General features: G+C 72.0%; 3 protein-coding genes and 1 pseudogene. 2 read left to right on the top strand and 2 right to left on the bottom strand.

All coding sequences use genetic code 11. The annotated features are described in order from the left end of the window. Window positions 1-614 (bottom strand): annotated as a pseudogene (locus HMPREF3086_RS11150) (DNA gyrase subunit A); the annotation flags it as partial. A 254-nt stretch (window positions 615-868) separates the two neighbouring features. Here HMPREF3086_RS11150 and HMPREF3086_RS11155 point away from each other — a divergent pair. Next, a complete protein-coding gene (locus tag HMPREF3086_RS11155) occupies window positions 869-1,237 on the top strand; it encodes a hypothetical protein (RefSeq protein WP_063972907.1) in 369 nt (122 codons plus the stop codon). A 3-nt stretch (window positions 1,238-1,240) separates the two neighbouring features. On the opposite strand, the gene HMPREF3086_RS11160 is transcribed toward HMPREF3086_RS11155, so the two are convergent. Then, a complete protein-coding gene (locus HMPREF3086_RS11160; RefSeq protein ID WP_243699798.1) occupies window positions 1,241-2,089 on the bottom strand; it encodes a tyrosine-protein phosphatase in 849 nt (282 codons plus the stop codon). Window positions 2,090-2,304: 215 nt separating this feature from the next. On the opposite strand from HMPREF3086_RS11160, the gene HMPREF3086_RS11165 reads away from it, so the two are divergent. Beyond that, entirely contained in the window at window positions 2,305-4,032 is a 1,728-nt protein-coding gene (locus tag HMPREF3086_RS11165) for an AMP-binding protein (RefSeq protein ID WP_246830971.1), read from the top strand. Window positions 4,033-4,167 lie beyond the last annotated feature (135 nt).

The raw sequence follows: 4,167 nt of genomic DNA on the forward strand, positions 1-4,167 counted from the left end.
GAGGGCCCCACCGGGGCGGCAGCGGTGGGCGCCGGATCGCGGGGCGCGGCGAGATCGTCTGCGGGAGCCGGATCGGGCGCGGCGTCACCCCACGACGCGGCCATCGCGCCACTGATCCGGGCGAACGCGCCGTCGAACTCGGCGCTCCACCCGTCATCGGGGCCCGCGAGGACCGGGGCAGCGGGGTCGACTTCGGCGGGAGGCGGTGATTGATGGGCGGGTTCGGCGTGGGCGGATTCGGTGTGGGCCGGTTCTGCGGCGGCGGCGGGCGCTTGCTCCGAGACATCGCCGTCCGCGGGGACCGCGGGCAGGACCCCGGTGACGTCGGCCAGGAGCTCCAGCCGTGCGCGGCGTCCGCCGGCAAGCCGCTCACGTTCCGAGCGGGTGAACGACAGCACCGGCAGCGTGAGCAAGAGCGCGGCCTGGCGTCCCGTGAAACCGAAGTCGCGCTTGAGTGCGCGGCGGGCCTCGACGGGCGAGTCGGCGTCGTGGATCGCGGCCATCACCGCGTCCAGGTCATCGCAGGCGCGGAGGATCGCCTCGGCCTCGTCCCACGCCCGTCCGACCTCGTCGGATGGTTCGAACCACCCACCGATGGCACCCGCAGCGCCCACGTCAACCCCCCAGGCAGTCACACGATCCGGACCCGAGCCCCAGCGGATCCCCGGGCATCCTACGCCCACCTCCGCGCCGGTGGTGGGTCCGAGACAGGGGGCGCCCAGCGAGGCCGGAGGGCCGGGAGTGAACCGACGTGTGACTGACCTCTCCGCAGGAGGAAACCGCCTCAGGCCTGCGCAAATGCCATCCGTCCGACCACTCGCACGGAGGGATCGGACGGAACCGATCGCCGATGCGTACGGTCGAGGACATGAGCGAACGTCTGATGATCCGGGACCGCGAGGCACTCCCGGATGAGCGCCGGGCGGAGCCCGCGCGCCCGGACGACGGCCTCGTCGGTGACGAGAGCGGCCACGCCACGGTGTTCCCCGCTCCGCTGACGACCATCGCCGCCGCCCTCGTCGGTGGGTTCCTGGGCCTCGCGGCCGTCTACGGGGTGGCCGAGCGGCTGGCGGACACGCTGGCCGGGGTCGCGGCCGTGGTCATGATCTTCGCCGTCACCCTGGCCGGGCCGCGCGTCCACGCCGGCGCCCGGACCGAGGTCGGACGCACCGTCGCCGTGGTGCTGCAGTCCGTCGGCTTCGGCGGCGTCCTCGGCGCACTGCTCATCCTGACCTGAGTCTCAGCGGGACCGGAGCCGGGCCGTCAGCTCGTCGACGACCTCGGCGTCGACGCCCGCGCCCTCCACCAGATAGCGCCTGGCGTCACCGAACTCACGGGCCAGGGCGTCCAGCGAGCGGCGAAGATTGGCCTCCTCCACACCGATGAGGACCTCCACCGCCTCGAGCTGCTCCGGCATCTGGGACTGCACGTGCGCGCGGATCGCCGCCACGAAGTCCGCGGACATCTCGCGGGTGAGCAGGTAGTCGGCGACGACGTCCTCCTCCCGCACCCCCACCAGCAGCTGCAGCAGGGCCGACACCCAGCCGGTGCGGTCCTTGCCCGCGGTGCAGTGCACGATCGCCGGGCCGGACGACTCGGCCAGGACGCTCATCGCGCGACCGAACGCCCCGCGCTCGTGGTCGCCCAGGACGAACCGCTCATAGGTCTCAGCCATCTCGCGGCGGGCCTCCTCGACCCCCACCAGGCCGGTCGTGGTGAGGGTCGCCGCGGACGTGTGCCCGCCCAGCACGTCGATCGGCACGTACTCCGCGCCGGCGGGGACGACGTCGGGCTGCCTCTCGATCTCCGCGCCGGTCCGCAGATCCACCACCGCGGTCACGCCGAGCCGCTCGAGGACCCCTAGATCCTCCTCGCCCACGGACAGCGCGGTGGACCGGAAGACGACACCGCGGGTCATCGAGCCGGACGGCCGGAGGGCGTACCCGGGGCCGGCCACGTCCCGGAAGTTGTGCACGCTGCTCAGCCGGATCTCTTCGACCGCGAACCCGTCGCGGTGGAGGCCGACCTCGTCGTCGTCGCCATCAACACCAACACCGATGCCGCCACCAACCTCGACACCCGATGCCACGCTGCGGTTTCCGCCCGGTTCCGCCACCATCCCACGCCCCTCACGATCCCGGCCCGCCCGCGCGGCGCGCCACGCCTCGTTCCTACCCGATCAGGCTCCGCGACAGCGTCCCGACGGCGACAGAACAGCCGCCCGGACACGAGCAGTTGACACGTGTCAATGTTGCCGCCCGTTTCCGGCGTAGAACGGGTTGCAATGGCTTATTGTGCGATCTCATGACCAGAACAGATTTCAATCCCGGCCACGCCATGCAGCACGAGACGTTCGGCGACATCCTGCTGGAGCGGTCGACCGACGATCACCCGGGACTGCTGTTCGAGGACTCCTCGTGGACCTGGCGGGAGTTCGTGGCCGAGGCCGCCGTCCGCGCGGAGATCCTGCGCGTCTGGTCCGACGAGTACTCCTCCTCCTACGCCGAGCGCCCCGACCCCTACAAGCGCCTCCACGTGGGCATCCTCCTGGAGAACGTGCCGGAGTACCTGTTCACGCTGTCCGGCGCGGCGCTCACGGGTGTCACGATCATCGGCATCAACCCGACCCGTCGCGGCGCCGAGCTCGCCTCCGACATCCGCGGCGTGGACTGCGACGTGATCCTCACCGACGCCGACGGCAGCGCGCTGCTCGACGGCCTCGACACGGGCGCCGTCGCCTCGTTCGACATCGACTCCGAGCAGTGGCGCGGCCTGCTCGCCGACCACGCCGGCGCCGAGCCCCGCCTGCACCCCGAGGACGCGCGCGACCCCCACACCCTGCTCGCGCTGCTGTTCACCTCGGGCTCCACGGGCGCGCCCAAGGCCGTCATGTGCTCGACCGGCCGCATGGCGATGCTCGGCACGATCAACTACCGCGGCCTCGTCCGCGACGACGTGGCCTACAGTGCGATGCCGCTGTTCCACGGCAACGCCCTGTTCGCCGCCTTCGCCCCCGCCGCGTACGTGGGCTGCACGTTCGCGATGCGCCGCAAGTTCTCGGCCTCCGGCTTCCTGCCCGACGTGCTGAAGTTCGACGCGACGTACTTCAACTACGTCGGCCGGTCCCTGTCCTACATCCTCGCCCGGCCCGAGGTCCCCGAGGAGAAGCAGACGCGCCTGCGGGTCGTCTTCGGCACCGAGGCCTCCGTCCACGACCGCGTGGAGTTCGAGCGCCGCTTCGGCGTGACCCCGCTCGAGTCATACGGCTCGAGCGAGGGCGGCGTGGTCATCAGCCACACCGAGGACACCCCGCCCGGCGCGCTCGGCGTGGCCGGCGCCTACATGGACGTCGCGATCCTCGACGAGGAGGGCAACGAGTGCCCGATCGCCGAGTTCGACGACGAGGGCGGCCTGACCAACGCCGGCGAGGCGATCGGCGAGATCTGCAACCTCACCGGCGCCAAGCTGTTCGAGGGCTACTACCGCAACCCGGAGGCCACCGCCGAGCGCAACATCGGCGAGGTTTACCACTCCGGCGACCTGGGCTACAAGGACGCTGACGGCTACTTCTACTTCGCCGGCCGCTCCGGCGACAAGATCCGCGTAGACAGCGAGAACTTCGCCGCCGGCCCCGTCGAGCGGATCCTCGACCGCTTCCCCGGCGTGCTCGTCGTGGCGGTCTACCCGGTGCCCGACCCGCGCACCGGCGACCAGGTGATGGCCGCCATCCAGCTGGAGCCCGGCGTGGAGTTCGACGCCGACGCGTTCACCGAGTTCTGCCGCACCCAGCCCGACATGGGGACCAAGTGGGCGCCGCGGTTCGTTCGTATCATGAAGGAGATGCCCGTCACCGCCACCCGCAAGATCTCCAAGCCCAGCCTGCGACGCGAGTCGTGGACCGAGCCGGGCGAGGTCTACCTGCGCGGCGGCGCCGACAAGTCGGACGACGTGTACCGGCCCCTCACCGACGCCGACCGCGAGGCGCTGCTCGCCGAGTACCAGCTGCACGGGCGCCGGCCGGCCGGGGTCTGACAATGCGGGCCCGGCGGATCCTGCGCGCGGCGTCCGTGCGCGCGGTGTCCGTCGGGCTCGCCGTGGCCCTGGCGCCGGTTGCCCTTATGCCTGCGGCCGCGGCGGCGGTCCCGCCCGGTTCCGTCGAGGGCGCGG

The organism is Dietzia sp. HMSC21D01, assembly GCF_001815995.1.
Taxonomy (GTDB): Bacteria; Actinomycetota; Actinomycetes; order Mycobacteriales; family Mycobacteriaceae; genus Dietzia; species Dietzia cinnamea.